This is a genomic window from Bradyrhizobium sp. AZCC 2230 (assembly GCF_036924495.1).
Lineage (GTDB): Bacteria > Pseudomonadota > Alphaproteobacteria > Rhizobiales > Xanthobacteraceae > Bradyrhizobium > Bradyrhizobium rifense.
The window spans coordinates 7,135,001-7,152,033 of the sequence record NZ_JAZHRS010000001.1 but is presented as its reverse complement, the minus strand read 5'-3'; the positions used below and the strand labels follow the sequence as shown (position 1 = coordinate 7,152,033).

14 protein-coding genes and 3 pseudogenes (1 of these 17 cut by a window edge) are annotated in these 17,033 nt (G+C 59.5%); 11 read left to right on the top strand and 6 right to left on the bottom strand.

All coding sequences use genetic code 11. From position 1 onward, the window contains the following. Positions 1-29 precede the first annotated feature (29 nt). Positions 30-1,343, top strand: coding sequence for an NAD(P)H-dependent oxidoreductase (locus tag V1280_RS34110; RefSeq protein ID WP_334534861.1), 1,314 nt, complete (start codon positions 30-32; stop codon positions 1,341-1,343). 113 nt (positions 1,344-1,456) lie between these two features. Here V1280_RS34110 and V1280_RS34105 read toward each other — a convergent pair whose 3' ends face one another. The 3 genes from V1280_RS34105 to V1280_RS34095 form a co-directional block, all read right to left on the bottom strand. Then, a complete protein-coding gene (locus V1280_RS34105; protein ID WP_334534859.1) occupies positions 1,457-2,128 on the bottom strand; it encodes a substrate-binding periplasmic protein in 672 nt (223 codons plus the stop codon). Between the two features lie 248 nt (positions 2,129-2,376). Next, positions 2,377-2,514, bottom strand: a complete 138-nt coding sequence (locus V1280_RS34100) for a hypothetical protein (RefSeq protein WP_334534857.1) — start codon at positions 2,512-2,514, stop codon at positions 2,377-2,379. Between the two features lie 37 nt (positions 2,515-2,551). After that, positions 2,552-4,111 (bottom strand): winged helix-turn-helix domain-containing tetratricopeptide repeat protein, encoded by a 1,560-nt coding sequence (locus tag V1280_RS34095; RefSeq protein ID WP_334534855.1) that lies wholly within the window; start codon positions 4,109-4,111, stop codon positions 2,552-2,554. 144 nt (positions 4,112-4,255) lie between these two features. Between V1280_RS34095 and V1280_RS34090 the strand changes: the two genes are divergently transcribed. The 5 genes and pseudogenes from V1280_RS34090 to V1280_RS34070 all read left to right on the top strand — a co-directional run bounded on the left by V1280_RS34090 (position 4,256) and on the right by V1280_RS34070 (position 9,201). Beyond that, positions 4,256-5,077, top strand: a complete 822-nt coding sequence (locus V1280_RS34090) for a methyltransferase domain-containing protein (protein ID WP_334534853.1) — start codon at positions 4,256-4,258, stop codon at positions 5,075-5,077. Then, positions 5,074-5,907, top strand: coding sequence for a thioesterase family protein (locus V1280_RS34085; protein ID WP_334534851.1), 834 nt, complete (start codon positions 5,074-5,076; stop codon positions 5,905-5,907). Before V1280_RS34090 ends, V1280_RS34085 begins: the two co-directional genes overlap by 4 nt. A 92-nt stretch (positions 5,908-5,999) precedes the next feature. Then, complete coding sequence (locus V1280_RS34080) at positions 6,000-7,436, top strand: IS1182 family transposase (RefSeq protein ID WP_334527134.1); 1,437 nt, start codon at positions 6,000-6,002, stop codon at positions 7,434-7,436. A 405-nt stretch (positions 7,437-7,841) separates the two neighbouring features. After that, positions 7,842-8,058, top strand: a pseudogene (locus V1280_RS34075) (flagellar biosynthesis protein FlgA); the annotation flags it as partial. 348 nt (positions 8,059-8,406) lie between these two features. Next, entirely contained in the window at positions 8,407-9,201 is a 795-nt protein-coding gene (locus V1280_RS34070; protein WP_334534849.1) for an outer membrane protein, read from the top strand. Between the two features lie 208 nt (positions 9,202-9,409). On the opposite strand, the gene V1280_RS34065 is transcribed toward V1280_RS34070, so the two are convergent. After that, complete coding sequence (locus V1280_RS34065) at positions 9,410-11,170, bottom strand: sulfatase-like hydrolase/transferase (RefSeq protein WP_334534847.1); 1,761 nt, start codon at positions 11,168-11,170, stop codon at positions 9,410-9,412. 64 nt (positions 11,171-11,234) lie between these two features. Here V1280_RS34065 and V1280_RS34060 point away from each other — a divergent pair. Further along, positions 11,235-11,378: pseudogene (locus V1280_RS34060) on the top strand (flagellar biosynthesis protein FlgA); the annotation flags it as partial. A 66-nt stretch (positions 11,379-11,444) separates the two neighbouring features. On the opposite strand, the gene V1280_RS34055 reads toward V1280_RS34060, so the two are convergent. Then, positions 11,445-12,353 carry a hypothetical protein gene (locus V1280_RS34055; RefSeq protein ID WP_334534845.1) on the bottom strand — a complete coding sequence of 303 codons (909 nt, stop codon included), beginning with the start codon at positions 12,351-12,353 and terminating at the stop codon, positions 11,445-11,447. 493 nt (positions 12,354-12,846) lie between these two features. Here V1280_RS34055 and V1280_RS34050 point away from each other — a divergent pair, with 493 nt between their 5' ends. The 3 genes and pseudogenes from V1280_RS34050 to V1280_RS34040 all read left to right on the top strand — a co-directional run bounded on the left by V1280_RS34050 (position 12,847) and on the right by V1280_RS34040 (position 15,573). Continuing rightward, entirely contained in the window at positions 12,847-14,058 is a 1,212-nt protein-coding gene (locus V1280_RS34050; protein WP_334534843.1) for an ABC transporter substrate-binding protein, read from the top strand. 116 nt (positions 14,059-14,174) lie between these two features. Then, positions 14,175-14,420, top strand: a pseudogene (locus V1280_RS34045) (flagellar biosynthesis protein FlgA); the annotation flags it as partial. A 334-nt stretch (positions 14,421-14,754) separates the two neighbouring features. Further along, positions 14,755-15,573: a pentapeptide repeat-containing protein gene (locus tag V1280_RS34040; RefSeq protein WP_334534841.1), complete on the top strand. Its 819-nt coding sequence runs from the start codon at positions 14,755-14,757 to the stop codon at positions 15,571-15,573. 274 nt (positions 15,574-15,847) lie between these two features. On the opposite strand, the gene V1280_RS34035 is transcribed toward V1280_RS34040, so the two are convergent. After that, a complete protein-coding gene (locus V1280_RS34035) occupies positions 15,848-16,357 on the bottom strand; it encodes an Lrp/AsnC family transcriptional regulator (protein ID WP_334534839.1) in 510 nt (169 codons plus the stop codon). A 100-nt stretch (positions 16,358-16,457) separates the two neighbouring features. Between V1280_RS34035 and V1280_RS34030 the strand changes: the two genes are divergently transcribed. Beyond that, a protein-coding gene (locus V1280_RS34030; protein ID WP_334534837.1) for an EamA family transporter crosses the window boundary here: on the top strand, positions 16,458-17,033 show its 5' portion. The gene runs 297 nt beyond the window's last position; the window shows 576 of its 873 coding nt (coding positions 1-576); the start codon lies at positions 16,458-16,460; the stop codon falls past the right edge of the window.

Sequence of the window (17,033 nt, the reverse complement as noted above, 5' to 3'; positions counted from 1 at the left end):
ACACGATCATTTCGCAGGATAATTCCCCCATGAATCTCTTCCGCCTCCTCCAGGCCCGCGCGTCCGCCGGCAAGCCTGTCCGTGTCGCGCTGATCGGCGCCGGCAAATTCGGATCGATGTTTCTGGCACAGGTGCCGCACACGCCGGGGCTGGAGGTGCCCATCATCATCGACATCGACCGCGACCGCGCGCGAGAGGCCTGCCGCACGGTCGGCTGGAGCACCGAGCGGATCGCCGCGACCGTCTTCACTGATGACGGCGCACGCGCCATCGCGGGCGGCGCGATGGATGTGGTGGTGGAGGCGACCGGCAATCCGGCCGTCGGCATCCGCCATGCGCGCGCGGCGATCGCGGCGGGCAAGCATATCGTGATGGTCAATGTCGAGGCCGACGTGCTCGCCGGCCCTCTGCTCGCCGAGGAAGCGCGCAAAGCCGGCGTGGTTTATTCGCTCGCCTATGGCGACCAGCCGGCGCTGACGGCGGAGATGGTGGACTGGGCCCGCGCGACCGGCTTTCGCGTCGTCGCCGCCGGCAAAGGGACAAAATATCTGCCGGCCTATCACGACGTGACGCCGGATGGCGTCTGGCAGCACTATGGCCTCACTGCCGGCGAGGCGCAGTCGGCCGGCATGAATCCGCAAATGTTCAACTCCTTCCTCGACGGGACCAAGTCGGCGATCGAGATGGCGGCGATCGCGAACGCCTGCGGGCTCGACGTGCCCGCGGAGGGACTTTTGTTCCCGCCGTGCGGCGTCGATGATCTCCCGCACATCATGCGGCCGCGATCGCGCGGCGGCGTGCTGGAGCGGTCGGGCGTGGTCGAGGTCGTCTCCTCGCTCGAGCGCGATGGCCGACCGGTGTTTCGCGATCTGCGCTGGGGCGTCTATGTCGTGCTGGAAGCACCGAACGATTACGCCGCGGATTGCTTTAGGCAATACGGGCTGAAGACCGATGCCAGCGGGCGATTTGCGGCGATGTACAAGCCCTATCATCTGATCGGACTCGAGCTGAACATCTCGGTGCTGTCGGCCGCGCTGCGCGGCGAACCGACCGGCCAGCCCTACGGTTTCCGTGGCGACGTCGCCTCCGTGGCCAAGCGCAATTTGCGCGCCGGCGAGATGCTGGACGGCGAAGGCGGCTACAGCGTATGGGGCAAGCTGGTGCCGGCGGCTGCGAGCCTGAAGGCCGGCGCCCTGCCGATCGGCCTCGCCCATCGCCTCAAGCTGAAGCACGACGTCGCCCATGGCGAGATCGTGCGCTGGAGTGACGTCGAGTTCGACGCCAACAACGAGACGATCAAGACAAGGAAAGCGATGGAGGCGAGGTTCGCGAAGGAGGGTTAGGCGTGGATTGATCGGCGTGGCTTGAGCTATTTCCGCTGTCCGATGCTTTGCGGACTCAAACCGGACATCGCCTCAGGTCCGTTGTGGGCCAAGAGCGGCCATGCACACAGATTTCATTTTCCACGCCAGTAGTCGTTGATCTGCTGCCACGTACCATCTGCGCGTGTCGCGGCAATACCTGCGTTAAGTCGAGCCAGAAGCTTGACCTGCTTGCCTTTCAGCACGGCAACCGCAAGTGGCAGTTCTAGAAACATGTTGGGCGACCGGAGAACTTGGCCGGGATAAAGCCGATCGGCAATGCGGGAGCCGACATGATAGCTTAGTGCCGCTGCACTAGCCTCACCACGAACGAGACGGCCCAAGCTCTCTTCGTAATCTGTCGTGACCACCAACTTTACCTCTGGCGCGGCCCTCTCGATGAAGGGTGCAATTGGGCCAGTTCGCGGCGTTACCACTGTCTTGCCGGCCAAGGTGGCAAGGTTTTCAGGAGGAACATCCGAGGCACGCACAAACAGAGAGCCGCCAGTGACAATCAACACGTCGCTAAAATCGAACTGTTGGTGACGTTCGGGCGTGATAGAGAGGGGGAAGTATGCATCAGCGCGCCCATCTTCCAAGGTGAGCTGTCTCTGTTCGAAAGGCACAGCCACAAATATCATATCGACGCTGGCCCGAGCGGCAACAGCGCGAAGAATATCCACGGCCAGTCCTTCCGATTTACCGTCCTTGATCTCGGCAAATGGTGGAAAGCCACGATCGTGAGAGACTCGGATAGTTTCGGTCATCGGCAGCACAGTAGCACGAGGAACGTCAGAAATGGGTCAAAGGCGCCGTCTTGAGCCTCATCGGGTGACTTCCGGTCTAGCCGCAGCATGGGCGATGTCCCGGAGCCGCGCAAACGGGCGCGAAGGGCCAATAGTTACCGTGTTGCCGTTGGGCAAATGTCTTGGGTCTGTAGGGCTTCACGGTGGACCAGTACCTTTAATCTTTAGGATGCTTGGATCGCCTGCGATCGCTCGCCGCCCTGTGGCTTCTAGCGCTTCACCTCAACCATCACCGGCTGTTCCTCATCTTTGATGCGCACCACCAGCGTCTTGGAAACTTTGTCCGTTGCGCTGCGCCCAAAGTGAGGAGTGTTTGGCGGCGTGTATAGAGCCTCACCTGCCTTCACGACCTTCGTCCCCACACCGTCAAATTCGAAGGTCTGTTCACTCCGGCATGCCCGCAAGCCGCAGACCTTCGGCGAGTTTGCTCAATGTATTTGGATGGAGGCTGAAGCGATCCTCGGCGTTTCCTACCCGAAGGTCACCATCAATCCTCCGTAGCGCCGCGGCATGCTCGCGAGCCTCTGCCAGTCGTCCACCCAGCGCACAGGTTGCCGCCGCGATTTGCAGTGCGGTTACGAAAGCGGGCCGCCCGTCGATCGCCTTCATCGCGTAGAGGCGCGCGTCGTCGAGGCGCCCAGCAACGAAATGAGCCGACGCTATCCCCGCGTGATAGTTGAACATCAGGGGGTCGATAGGGCTGTAACGTATGGCATTGCCGAATTTCTCAAGCGCGCTCGCAGCGTCTTCGAGCCAGACGTCGATCCAACCGGCGCAATACCAGGCAACTGAATAGTTCGGATTGAGCCGCAGCGCTCGCTCGATGAGGGCCCTGCCGGAGGCCTTTTCGCCGAGGACGTGCGCCTTGGTAAAGCCGGCAGCGGTCAATGCGACTGCATCGTCATTCCCGAGCGCTACCGCTTGCCTCGCGAGGCGCCGGGCCTCAGATACCTCGGCCTCTCGGTCCACCATCCAGCCGTTGACCTTGCGGCTAGTATAGCAGCGCGCGGCCATGCCGCACGCGGCGGCAAAATTGTCATCCAACACAAATGCCTGCTTGAAAAATGACAGTGCCAACTCGTGCGCTGGCTGGGTCCAGAGATAATAGCTTTCCAGTCCTCGCAAATAGAGATCGTAGGCATCGAGATTTTCTGTCGGCTTGCGCCTGGTTCGATTGATTTCGTTTGCCTCGAGTTTGGGTGCAATGAACGCGATCATCTCCGAGACAATCGTGTCCTGAAGCTCGAAGATATCACCGAGGACGCCGTCGCAGCGGTGACCGGCCAGCGTCAGCCGCGATTCCGAATCAATCAGCTGTGCAGCGATACGAACACGGTTGCCGGATTTGCGTACGCTGCCTTCAATCACATAACGGACACCAAGCTCCCGGCCGATCTGCCTGACATCGACCACCCGGTCCCTGTAAGTGAAGCTCGAATTGCGCGCGATCACGAACAGCCAGCGCATACGCGACAGGGCCAGTATGATCTCATCAACGACGCCGTCAGCGAAATAGCTCTGGTCCGGATCGGCTAGAAATGGGAGGACAGCGACCGAGGGCCTGTCTGGAAGTGCTAACACAGTCAAGTCAGGAACGTTCGTTGGTGGGATCGATGGTGAAGGCGCATCCCTCACGTTTCCGACGAAGCGAAGACCCTTGCGCGGAAAAGTCTTGATGAGCCTATGGCCTGCGCCCGCGTCTCCGAGCGCGACCCGGGCAGAGTGGATGCACGCCGATATCGCCGAATCGGACACGATGCGGCCATTCCACACCGCCGAGACCAATTCGTCCTTCGATACCAACCGGTCGCGGTTGGCAAGCAAGTAGAGCAGCAGGTCAAGGACCCTCGGTTCTACGGGGATCGGCTTGTCGGCTCGGCGCACCTCTCTGCGGGAGGCATCGACCGTGCAATCATCAAAAACATAGAGCAATGGGCTAATCATCAGCGGGCTCTTTGCGAACCGAACATAGCCGACCCTCAGAAAATGCCAAGGAAACCCAAAGACCATCCTCAAGCGAACGGCTCGGCGCTGAGCCACTCTCGCGAGTGAAGCAGATTTTCGAGGGGATCGCAGTGGAGGCCCGAAATGGCAATTCAATCAGCCGCTTATGTGTTCGACGATAATTCTCGCGAAATAGAGCGGCTGGAGACCCAGGCCCGTGCGATTGCACCTGAGGCCGCTTGGTTGCTCGACAGTATTGGCGTGCAGCCGGGCTGGAAGGCCGCCGACATCGGCTGCGGCCCGATCGGCATTCTTGATCTGCTGGCGCAGCGGGTTGGAGCTTCGGGTGCTGTTGTCGGCATCGAGCGCGACAAGCGGTTCTTCGATATTGAACGATCGGTGATCGCGCGGCGCGGCCTGCACAACATCCGCATGGTGTTGGGTGACGCGCTCACTGTCGAACTGGAGCCGGCGTCGTTCGATCTCGTTCACGAACGGCTGCTTCTGATCAACGTGCCCGTTGCGAACCAGAAGGCGATCATCGACCAGATGCTTGCTTTGCTCAAGCCGGGCGGAACGATCGCTCTGCAAGACTATGACCGTATTTCGTATGCTTGCTACCCCGAGCATCCCTCATGGACCGCGCTCTCCAATGCATACCGCGAAGCGTTCGAGGCCAATGGTGGCACGATCTCGACCGGGCGATCGCTGCCAAGGCTCTTGCGAGACGCCGGCGTCCAGAACATTTCGACCAAGGTGCATGCTGCGATCACTGAACGCGGTGACATCCGGAGGATGGATGCGCTCGCAATGCTTGAGGCCCTGCATACAAAAATATTGACGCTAGGGCGATTTAGCCCACGCGAGTTCGCCGCCCATAAGCAAGCATTGGTCGAGCACCTGTCCGATCCCGATACTCTGATCGTCGAGCGTCTGCTGGTGCAAGCCTGGGGTACAAAGCCATGAACTGCGGCACGCAACCGCTCATCACCGCCGGCGCCAGCGCGGAGCGAAGATCGACGAGCTATTCTGTGCTGATGAGCGCTATCGAGCGCCACGACGGCGCCTGGACCGTATGCCCTGGAGAAGATTGGCGCCAGGGACGCACGCTATTCGGCGGCCTTACCGCGGCTCTTTGTCTTGAAGCGGCAGCGCGCGAGTTCACCGACCTTCCTCCACTCCGGTCAGCCCAATTCGCTTTTATGGCTCCGCCCTCCGGAGCCGTCAGAATTCGCGCAGAATTGTTGCGTAGGAGGAAATCTACTGCATTCGTTTCCACGGACATGTTAGGCGAAAGCGGCCTCGCGACACGCGCAACATTGTGTTTCGCGCAAGGGCGTCGTTCGGCCCATTCATTCCAGGGCATGTCGGCGCCGGCCGTCGCCCGCCCCGACCTTTGTCCGCCGTTTCCGCGCAAGCCCACGTTTGCGCAGCACTTTGATGCCGGCTTCGCTGGCGGAAGCGTACCGTACAGCGAGGCTGAAGATCCAACCACGTTGCTATGGTACAGGCTTCGCGACGATGCAAAGAACGTAACTTTACCCATGCTGACCGCAATTGCCGACGCCGCCGCTCCCGCAATGATGGCGCGGTTCAGTGAGATGCCTCCGCTGAGCACCATGACATGGGACGTTCATTACCTGTCCGAGCAGCCAGTTACGGAAAATGGTTGGTGGCTTCTGCGCACTTCTGCCGAAAGTGCGCGCAACGGATATACGACCGAATCGGTGACAATCTGGAATTCGACTGGGGAACCGATTCTTGTCGGACAGCAGACGCTTGCGCTGTTCGCGTAGGTGAGCGTCCGCTCTGGGGCCAGGCCGTGTGAAAACGCTCTGTTTTCCGTGATTCGCACGATAAGATTCCCGGTGACTTTGCGGGGCATCTGATGAAGCGCTTTGTTGAAGGGTTGGATCGCGGGCAGAGCACGATGTTTCCGGCATCGCTCGACGATTATGTAACCGAGGATAACCCGGTGCGTGCGGTCGACGTGTTCGTCGACGGCCTCGATCTCGATAAGCTCGGGTTTGTCGGTGTCCAGCCCCTCGATACCGGCCGACCCAGCTATCACCCCGGTGTTATGCTCAAGCTGTACATCTACGGCTATCTTAATCGGGTTCCGTCGAGCCGGCGCCTGGAGCGGGAATGCCAGCGCAATATCGAGATGATCTGGTTGACCGGGCAGTTGACGCCGGACTTCAAGACCATCGCGGATTTCCGCAAGGACAATGGCAAGGCCATTCGTGAGGTCTGCCGCGAGTTCGTCGCGCTGTGCCGCAAGCTTGATCTGCTTGTTGCAGCGAGCGTCGCCATCGATGGATCGAAGTTCAAGGCCGTCAATGCGCGGGACAAGAACTTCACCGAGGCGAAGATGAAGCGGCGTCTGGAGCGGATCGACGAGAGCATCGCCCGGTATCTCTCACAGCTCGAGACCGCCGATCGACACGGCGATGCGGTGCCGGAGGCGAAGGTTGAGCGATTGAATGGAAAGATCGAGAAGCTCAAGGAGGAGATTGTCCGGCTCAATGCGATCAATGCGGAGATGATGAAGAGCGAGGACAAGCAGATCTCGCTGACCGATCCTGACGCACGCTCGATGGCGACCAGTGGCAAGGACACCGGCATCGTTGGCTACAACGTGCAAATTGCGGTTGATACGCAGCATCATCTCATCGTGGCTCACGAGGTGACTAACGTGGGCACCGATCGCCACCAACTCGCCAACATGGCCGGACAGGCGCGCGGCGAGATGGCTGTCGAGGCGCTCGAAGTCGTGGCAGACCGCGGCTATTACGATGGTGAGGAGATCAGGGCCTGCGAGGAAGCCGACATCACGGTGACGTTGCCGAAGCCGATGACTTCGGGCGCCAAAGCTGCTGGCCGCTTCGGCAAACAGGACTTCGTCTATGTCGCCGCCGACGATGTCTATCGCTGTCCCGCCGGCGAGCGGCTAACTTATCACTATACGAACGTAGAGGACGGAAAGACACTGCGCCGCTATTGGACAAGCGCCTGCAAAACCTGCGCGCTAAAAGCTCAGTGCACGACAGGCCCCGAGCGCCGCATCTCACGCTGGGAGCACGAGGTCGTTCTGGAGAAAGTTCAGAATCGGCTTGACCACAACCCCAATGCAATGAGGGTTCGCCGTCAGACAGTGGAGCATCCGTTCGGCACGATGAAGTGTTGGATGGGGGCAACGCACTTTCTCACGAAAAAGCTGCCAAAGGTGGCCACCGAAATGGCGCTCAACGTGCTCGCCTACAACATGAAGCGCGTGATGATGATCGTGGGCGTAGGCGGATTGCTGGAGGCGATGCGGGCGTGAGGCCGGACTCTGCGCGACCAAATCAGCGTCTATATGACGCTCCTGGTTGCCACTGAGATGACAGGGAGTCGATTCCACCGAATTAGAAGCTAGGCGGTGCGAAATGCGCCAAAGCGCGCCCCAAGTTGCGGGATTTTCACACGGCCTGGGTCAGAAGGCGAAATCACCTTGCCTCTGGCGCGCTACCGCTTTGCGCAAGAAAGCAGACATCGATTTATTTCGAATAGATGCCCTTGTGGCTGAATGATTGGGCCTCAGTCTCGGTGCACCTCTCCCGCGAGCGGGGGAGGGAGCGCACCGACTTCGGAGCAGCGATCGAGTCTCGATCTTGCTACGTGATCGGTTGAAGTCGACATGAGTTCGGCCATGAGCGGCGGTCTTTCCGTTCACTCCCACGTTGCGGGTGTTCAGACCGGCGAGATGCTGGACGGCGAAGGCGGCTAAGCCGTGTGGGGCAAGCCGGTGCTGGCGGTCGCTAGCCTGAAAGCGAGCGCCCTGCCGATTGGCCCATCGGCACGACGTCGCCCATGGCGAGATCGTACGCTGGAGCGACGTCGAGTTCGACGCCAACAACGAGACGATCAAGACAAGGAAGGCGATGGAGGCGGCGTTCGCGAAATAGCGACCAGGCACGCGCAATTCGGACGCTGCGGATCGGCCGAAGTTTGATGTCGGCTATGCCCTCAAAAGCGATGCCAAAGCGAACCTCGTTGGAGGTCCGCATCGGGCCACTTCCGGAGTCGTTCACGTCTTCGCTCCTGCCTTGAAAGGTCAGAAGGCTTGCCCTATGGGCCGCATGAATTTGAAAACGAGGAGTTGCATTTGGGGCACGGATTTTCAGGGCCTGATCGTCTACGGTTCAGGAGTGGAATTTGAAATCAAGCGTTGCTTGCCGGAACAAACTCACAAGCGGTCGCGGGTGCATTTATCGTTTCAGATAAATCAGAAGCGACGGAGATGGAGAAATACCATGAAGAAGTTTCTGGTGTGTACGGCTGGTCTAATAGCATTAGGCGTGGCTGCTCCCGCGTCGGCCGCTGACCTGGCTGCACGTCCCTACACAAAGGCGCCGCCCCCGATGGTGGCTGCGATCTACGACTGGAGTGGCTTCTACATCGGCGCCAACGGCGGTTGGGGATCGAGCCACAAGTGCTGGGATATCACGAACTTCCCCGGCGCAACTGTCGTGCCTATCTTCCGTGAAGGTTGTCACGATGCGACCGGCGGAGTGGTTGGCGGTCAGATTGGTTACCGTTGGCAGAGCGCCGGTTGGGTGTTCGGTCTCGAAGCTCAGGGCGACTGGGCTGATTTGAAGGGATCTAATGTTAGCGGTTTCATTCCCGCCTGGACCAATAATTCCAAGATTGAAGCATTCGGTCTGTTCACTGGCCAGGTCGGGTATGCCTGGAACAACGTCCTTTGGTATGTGAAGGGCGGCGCTGCCGTGACCGACGACAAATACCGAGGTACGGTGACTGCCACAGGCGCGCTGTTCGATTCGGCGAGTGAAACGCGCTGGGGTGGTGTCGTCGGAACGGGCCTCGAATTCGGATTCGCACCGAATTGGTCGGTTGCGGTCGAGTACGATCACCTGTTCATGGGTAACCATAGTCGCAGCTTCACGTCGACGGGTGTTTTGGGTGCTGCTGTCATACCGGTCGGCGGCGTATTCCGCACTGACTCTATCCGCCAAGATGTGGACCTCATCACCGCTCGCATCAACTACCGCTTCAACTGGGGTGGTCCAGTCGTCGGCAAATACTGATTTTCTCGAAATCCCTGTAACTCAAGCCCCGGCATCGCCGGGGCTTTTTGTATTTGCCTTGGCGGAATTATAGATCTTGCGGATGTCGCAGTTGGGTCAAACTGAGCAGGACCCGCCTTGAGAAAAACGAGTCCGCTCTTGCCTCGGACGCTGACGCGCAAGCGGGCATGGTTTGAGAGGAATCCGCGTCGCCCCAGAGCGCACCGAGCTAGCGAGTTCGTCTAACGTTGGGCATCACGTCTATCAAACCCAGATCCACGAGCGTGCGATGGAAACGACGCTTCCGTTCGGAGGCCGACGCAAAGTAGGCCTCTCCGCAATCATCCAGCAAGCTCGCGCGCGTGGCAAAGATCGGGTCAAGCGCAATGCCCGCCCGCTGCAAAGCGACGGTTCCGAGAAAGGCGATATCGAGGTCGGCGCCCCTTCCGGGGCTGAAATGGGGGATATTCAAGGCTTCGATCGCATAGAATGTACGAAACGGGCGTCGCACATCTTCCGGTCGTTTCAGTTGTCGATCGATCTGCTTCGTCAACACCGGTTGATGATCCCCGTAGTGCACGATGAGAACAGGCCGCCCAGGGAAGCTGCTCGCCAGCTTGGCTCTGAGCATTTGCCAGGTAGACGCGGTCTCTGCCAGGCGCGCGTAATACTCGACGTATCCGGCATCGGGGAAGCTGGCCATGGCAAAGGCGCGCTCCCTCTCAAATTGACCTGATGGCACCAGCTGCCGATGATGCGGACCGTGATTGAAGTTGGTCAACGCATAAAGAAATCTCGGCGTCGGGTCGTTAGCAATCCTCTTGATGTGCGCATCGATGACTGCATCTAGGAACATTGCATCAGAATTTGTGACCTCGAAACGCCGGACATCGAATGGTGGCGGAAGTTCGTCGACGAAGACGCGCTCGTCGATGCCGATCGAACCGTAGAATTTATCGTAACTGAGAAACCCGCGGCGACAGCTGGATATGAGGGTTGTCTTGTAACCGAGCGACGCCAACGAACGTGGCAAGCTGCTGTGAAAACGGCCAGCGCCCTTCTTGAAGAGGTAGTAGGCGCTTGAACCGAAGCTGGCACTTGAAAGGCCGGTTAGCAGGCTGAATTCCGATTGCCACGAACCTCCGCCAAAGATGTCGACATTCAGGCGCCCAAATTCTCCATCTGACGGGGACAGGAAGGCTTCGACGACTGGCTCGACCGGCAGCCCGAAAATGCGCGGGTCGAAGACAGACTCGTGCTGGATGACGATAACGTCAGGAGTGTCGACCGAACGCGAAGGCGTGGCCTCCCTCAATGGCAGTGGTTCGTTTGCGATATCGCTCAGAGCCAGCCCGCCGAACTGTCGCCAGCAAGCGGGATCACCCAGCGAGGCCATGAAGGTCGCGTAGAAGCAGCGCCCTTGCGTCAGAGTCAGCCGCAAAAGCGTGACGCCCGTCGACGCGGAAGCCTTCGCAAAGCCAATGAGCGCCAGAAGGAATAAGAGAATTCGAAGCGCGATAGAAATGGGAGATCCAGCCGCGTAGAGCAGAACCGCGCTCGAAGCAAAGGCGAATAACGCGCTTCCTGCCAGAACACCCAGCATCATGCGTGGGTATTGCAGCACGAAAAATGGGACTGTGCCCGCAAACGCCAGAGGCAAATCGGAAACGGTCAGCTTCAGCGCGCTATGATTGAATTTAACGATTGATATGCCGGCGATTGCTACGGCCAGCATGCCGGACAGCAGGATCGCTCTCTCGACATCGGCAAGAAACACCAGCAGCAGGGCTGCATTGAAGAGAAGAGCCGCGACCGCAAACAGCAGATGTTCAACGCTGCGTTCGGTCAGCGCAACGGCGGCAATGGCCGCCACGAGAATGAAAATCAAAGTCATGGAATCAAGATGCCCCGAGCATTTGAATTTTTCAAATTGGGGGCTCGGATTCAGCCGAGCATCATGTGGCATCGCCGGCGTCAACAAATTCCGCATCGCAGCAAGACACGCTCCCTCCGCATCATCTTGGCGATGCGGTGCGCGTCATGGCGGTTTCGTGGAGGGGCTCGCGCATCGCCTCAAGCTGAAACACGACGTCGCCCATGGCGAGATCGTGCGCTGGAGCGATGTGGAGTTCGACGCCAACAACGAGACGATCAGGACAAGGAAGGCGATGGAGGCGGCGTTCGCGACGGAGGGGTAGGCCTGGATTCATCGGCATCGCACTGTGCGCGAGAAGCAGCACGTGCTTCTCGCGCGATGACAACCATCATTTCACGGGCGGAAGACCGGCCACGGCAGCGTCCGAAGGATTGTTAAGGCACTTCGGATGACCAAAGCCGCCAGCGCTATGTCCGACGCCACCCTGTCCGTTGGGCGCCTGGCCGGTACCGCCAGTGCCGTCGGCGTTCGCTGTGATGTCGAAGATGATGTTGTCGGGATGGGCCGCATCCGCCACGCCCTTGACGCCTTGGAGTTGATCGAGCCCGAGGGCATTTCGGACCCGCCACGCCACCATGTGATCGGTGCAGGAGGTGTCGCCGCTGACACCGACCCCACCGACCTTGGCTCCGTTACGGTAGAGCGCGAGTCCGCCACCGAACACGTTCACGCCGCCGACACGCTGGCCGACCATCGGATCATTCGGCGTGCCGAATGATGAACCGCTGGATGGGCCCGGGTTGAAATTTGCTGTGCTGATGCCGTTTCCAGAAAATGCTGGACGGTTGCCGTAAGCAACGGCTGTATCGACTGGATTGCTGTGCTGCAGGCCGTAGAGGCTGCCACCCGGCTGCACGGCGGTGAAGAGGTTTGCGGTCGACAAGGCAAGCCCGGTCGGAAACAGACTGCCGGAAGGTGTAGCGTTGTGACCCACACTGAAGTCGTTCGCGGTGTTTGCCTTCTGGGCGGAAATCACGCGGCTGCCTAGCCATTGCGACGTGCCTTGACTGCCCGAGAACGCGACCGCGCAGACGGTGCCGTCATTGGCGACCAACGTGCCCCACATGTGGAAGCCGAGGCCGCCATTGGCGCCCGCCGCGGGTGTAATGGCGCCGGAAAGCGCCGAACGAAGTTGTGAAAAATCCGGCAGAGCGGAGCAATCCGCAAAGGCCGGGAGGGTCACCATGGTCACGAGAGCGCTGATCGAACACGAAATGATTTTCCGCTTGACGTTCATTATGCTGCTCCTCTGGTGCGATGGGTGACGATTGAGGGAAGCGCAGCCCCATCGTGCCTGCGCAAAGTCTGAGAGATCCGCTGCCTTTTCAGGATCCCGTTGGAAATAAAACCGGTAACCGCGCAATTAATTGAAAGCACGAGGTGCGTGAGACCAAGAACCCTCGCCGCTCTCGGAGTAAAATATCACTATCACCGGTCCCGTTCTGCCGGCACTTTCGTGACAGCGACAATGTCCTAATGATTCCGAGAGCCCAATGGTTAGGTCTAAGCGCGGACGGAGAGGTTCACTGGGAATCCCCACCACGTCCGAATTGGGGCAATCGCGTCACATCCGTGTTCGATGCCGGCTGCGACATTGTCAAAAAGACTTCATCCTACCGAGGGGGTACTCCGCAATAGCCGGTCAGATCTAATATTTTTGCCAAGCGCCGCCGCAAAGGCAGTTCGGAACAACTGATAGAGTGCGTGTCGGTGTCGTTGCGAGGTAGCACATGAAAACGATTTTCAGTGTGATCATGATCGCGGCCGCACTCGCGAACAGTCCGGCCAACGCGCAATATACCGATGGCGTCGTCAAGATCGGCGTATTGACAGATATGTCGAGCATTTATTCGGATATCGGCGGGCCTGGCGGGGTCGTGGCCGCAAAGCTCGCGGTCGAAGATTTCGGCGCGGCCGGCAAGGGGATGAAAGTAGAAATCGTCGGCGCCGACATGCAGAATAAACCTGACGTTGGCGCCAGCATCGCGAACAGGTGGTTCGATGTCGACAAGGTCGATGTGATCGTTGACGGCATGAATTCCGGCGTTTCCCTGGCAGTGAGTGAGATCGCCCGCCAAAAGAACAAGCTGTTCCTGGTGACCGGCGCGGCGACGTCGGACCTCACCGGTCCAAAGTGCAACACCAATACAATTCATTGGGTTTACGATACCTGGGCGCTCGCCAACAGTACCGGCAAGGCGATGGTCAAGACGGGTGGCGATACTTGGTTCTTCGTCACCGCCGACTATGCGTTCGGCCATGCTCTTGAACGCGACGCGGGGGCGGTTGTGGAAGCCAATGGCGGGAAAGTGCTGGGCAACGTCCGGGCGCCGATTAACACCAGTGATTTTTCGTCGTTTCTGCTCCAGGCACAAGCCTCCAAAGCCAAAGTGATCGGCCTCGCTAACGCCGGCGGCGACGCCACAAATGCCATCAAGCAGGCGGCCGAGTTTGGCGTTGTCAAAGGAGGGCAGAATATCGCAGGTCTCCTGTTGTGGGTCAGCGACATCGCCGCGCTTGGTCTACCGATAACGCAGGGCGTCGTTTTAGCCGAGGCCTGGTATTGGGACATGAACGACAATAACCGTACCTGGACGAAACGCTGGCAGGTTGAGCGACCGGGCAAGATCCCCACGTCGGCCCATGCGGGGGTCTATTCGGCCGTGACGCACTATCTCAAGACAGTTGAGGCGCTAAAGTCGGACGCCGATGGCCGCGCCGTCGCCGCCAAAATGAAGGAGATTCCGACCGACGACCGCCTGTACGGCAAAGGAATCATTCGGGCCGACGGACGCAAAATCCACGATATGTATCTGTTTGAGGTAAAATCGCCCGCCGAGTCGAGCTACTTCGGCGACTTCTACAAACTACGCGCCACCATCCCGGCAGCGGAAGCGTTTCGTCCATTGAAAGATGGCGGGTGTCCACTAGTGAACGGCTAATCACCGGTCTTGCTCTGCGTGTTGAGAGCGAACTCGGAATATATATACCGCTTCTGTCGGGGTCACGGGCTGACTTCCGCACCGACTTGAGCTGAGCTCAGCTTATCTCCTGAAGGAAACGAAACTTGCGCGCCGGCGAGATGATGGACGGCGAAGGCGGCTACACCGTGTGGGGCAAGCTGGTGCCGGCGGCCGCGAGGCTGAACGCAAGCGCTCTGCCAATTGGCCTCGCGCATCGGCTCACGCTGAAACACGACGTCGCCCATGGCGAGATCGTGCGCTGGAGCGACGTGGAGTTCGACGCCAATAACGAGACGTTCAAGACACGGAAGGCGATGGAGGCGGCGTTCGCGAAGGGGTAGGCGTGGATTCATCGGCGGGGCTCGAGCTATTCCGCTTTCCGATGCCATGCGGGCTGAAACCGGACCATCGCCTCAGGTCCGTTGAGGGGCCGCAACCGGACTTGCCGACTTCATTCACATCGCACGGAGCCAGTTCTTAGCTTTCAGGTGGCGCGCCACGACTGATGAAGGCAGACTTCCCCGGACGGGACGGTCACGGGCATTGCCAGGATCATGATCCGGTTTCATACTCTGGTATAAGCCGGAGGCGCACCTCGACCAGCTAACCTGACGGTGCGACCAGCCCGAAAAAATGCAAGAGACCATACCGGGTTACTGGATAGCGGAGACAGCGATGCTGTTTCGTCTCGCATTTGCTCTTGTGTGGATCACGGCGCTGCTAGTTGATCCGATTGACGCCGTTTCACAAGACATGCTGCGCAGCGTCGACCTCAACAGTCCCGAAATGTCGACATCGGATACGACGCGCGCCGAGGTCGAGGCGCTTCTCAGGTCGGCGCCTCAAGACGCCGCCGGCCAACGCTCTGCAGATTTGGAAGGAAGGCGGCTGTCGCACCTCGATCTCTCGGGCCTCGACTTCTCCGGCGGCAACCTTCGCCTCGCAAAGCTCAACCGGACCAACCTGAAAGGCGCGCGGCTCGATCGGGCCATCCTGAACCAGGCCTGGCTAATCGACGCGGACTTGATGGATGCGTCGCTCGTAAAGGCATCGTTGCTCGGCACACAGATGCAACGCGCCAAGCTTGGCGGCGCCGATTTGAGCGGCGCTCGCATAGCCGCCGATCTTTCCGGTGCCAGTCTGATCGGGGCCAAGCTTGCGGACGCAGATTTGAGCGCTGATATGCGTAACCAATCGATGGGCCTGATGCGTGGCGTACTCAAATCCGCCGATCTCAGGAATGCGGATCTGAGCGGCGCCAATCTCTCGCGCGCCGATCTCGAATTCGCGAAGCTGGAGAACGCCAATTTGGCGAATTGCAATCTCAACCACGCTGACCTTGCGGGAGCCGACCTATCCGACGCCAATCTCGCCGGCGCCGATTTCACCGGGACCGACCTCGCGTCGACCCTATTGCCGAGCGCGGCCGCGCTGGCCGGGACCCGCAATCTGGACAAGGCCCGGAACTTGAACCTTGCGCGGCGCCCACGTTAGGGATCACTTGGTGCCGGATCGTGCCAAGCGGAGATGATTGTCCGGAGCTTTCGGCGGCTTAATGTGGAATTTGCAAGCAGCCGGCAACGATAGCGTACGAAGTCGCGAAGTGGCGCCCCACGGCCGATGAAGATGGGCAATACTCATTCGCCGTCGCGCTATGATGGAATACGCGGGAATCATGGCGTGCGCTGTTCCACGCGGTTGAAGCCGGGTCCGCGACGCCTTGTTTCTGAAGCAGGCTCACTTTCGAGTGCGTGCCATGGCGTCCGGGTCATTGGCAATATCGGTCAGCAGCGCGGCATGACAATCTGTCGCCGAGGAGGATCGGCGGCAAGCGCCTCTTGACCGGGGAAGACTGGATGATCGACGTGTTGGTCATCGCATAGGGAATTACCTGGTCGATCAATTTCTCTAGGTCGTCGACAGATTGGACATGAGCTCGCGCGATAAAACAGTCCTCGCCGGTGATACGATCACACTCCACGATCTCCCGCAGTCCTCGCAAGATGTCCGCGACCGTCTGCAGTTGTCCAGGAATAGGCCTGATGCGCAACCAAGCCGCGATTGGCAGGCCCAGAGCCTTCGGATTGATTGTAAGAGTGTAGCCCTCGATCACGCCGGCTTCCTCCAGCCGCTTGATCCTTTCGGACACGCTCGGCGGCGATAGGCCGACTGAACGCGCCAGATTGGCGGTGCTAATCCGTGCGTCGTCGACCAAGGCATTCAGGATGCGGACATCGGTTGCGTCTAAGTCGCCATTTTCATATCGAAGGCGCTTCACGTAATTCACCTTTGATTGTTGGAAGAATACCGCAATCTAGCGTTTTAGATTACATTTAGAAAGGCCGCTGTGGCTCTCATACTTAGGTGAGAGGAACCGCATGCCGCGCCCCAGACTGACGTTCACAAAGATCGCTCATTCCGCCCCACCGCACGCATGGTTCGGCGTGAGCGCAATATTCCACTATCTAGGTCCATCCTTCGCCGTCCTGCTTTTCCCGGCGGTCGGCGTCCTCGGCGTCGCTTGGATGCGGATCGCGTCCGCTGCAGCTATCTTTGCGCCGTGGACCAAGCCATGGAGGACGATCAAGGAGGCCGACGCGCGAACGCGATTTTTGCTCATCGGCCTTGGCGCCTGTCTCGCGATGATGAACACGTCGTTCTATCTGGCGCTCGACCGATTGCCGATGAGCCTGGTTGCGGCGATGGAGTTCGTCGGAACGATCGGCATCGCGTTGTACGGGCTCCGAACCGCTCGCAATCTTGCGGCGCTCGCGCTCACCGTGCTCGGTGTGTTTCTCCTGATCGACGTGAAATGGTCGACGGATCCGCTCGGCCTGTTCTGGGCGTTTCTCAATGGCGCGCTGTTCGTCGGCTATATCGTGCTGGGGCACAAGATATCCGAAAGCGGTGCGAGCGGCGGCGTCGAGCGGCTCGGAGCAGCGATGGCAATGGCA